This window comes from Streptomyces sparsus, from assembly GCF_054776295.1.
Window position 1 is genome coordinate 1 of the sequence record NZ_BAAHCA010001600.1, and the last position, 653, is coordinate 653.

Sequence of the window (653 nt, forward strand, 5' to 3'; positions counted from 1 at the left end):
CGGCCCGTCCCCCCGGCCCGTCCCGCGACCCGTCCACAGCGGGCCGGCCGGTGGGCCGGAGGCCGCGGGCTTCGGCGAGAATGTCCGCATGCCCTTCACTCTCAGCCACGCGGTGGCCGCCCTGCCCGGTATCCGGCGGGACGGTGGCGGACGCGGGCCGCTGGTGCCCTCCGCGCTGGTCGCCGGCACGATGGCGCCGGACACCGTGTACTTCGCCGACAGCGTGGCTCCCGGGGTGATGCGGCTGGGCGAGGTCACCCATTCCGCGGTGGGCGTGCTGACCCTGGACGTGGTGGTGGCCGGTCTGCTGGTGGTCTGCTGGCTGCTGGTCCGCGGCACCCTGGTGGCACTGCTGCCGGGCGGCGTGCAGGGCCGGGTCGGCCGCCTGGCGGGCTGGGGGCGCTGGCGGGGCCGGGCGGTGCTGCCGCTCGCCGGCTGGTTCGCCGTCTCGGCTGCCCTGGGCGCGATGACGCACGTCGTCTGGGACGCGTTCACGCACCCGGGCCGCTGGGGCGTACGCGCCGTGCCGGTGCTGGACCACGTCGTCGCCGGATGGCCGCTGTACTCCCACCTCCAGTACGGCAGTTCCGCCGTCGCCCTGCTCCTGCTGGCCGGCTGGCTGGCCCGGGCGCTGCGTACGCTGCCGCCCGGCT

Annotated in this window: 1 protein-coding gene; it reads left to right on the forward strand. The window is 77.0% G+C overall.

Annotated features, from left to right (window positions below):
• Nucleotides 1–88: 88 nt before the first annotated feature.
• A partial coding sequence (locus ACYVE9_RS29840) for a DUF4184 family protein (protein WP_461030986.1) occupies nucleotides 89–653 on the forward strand: 565 nt, incomplete at its 3' end.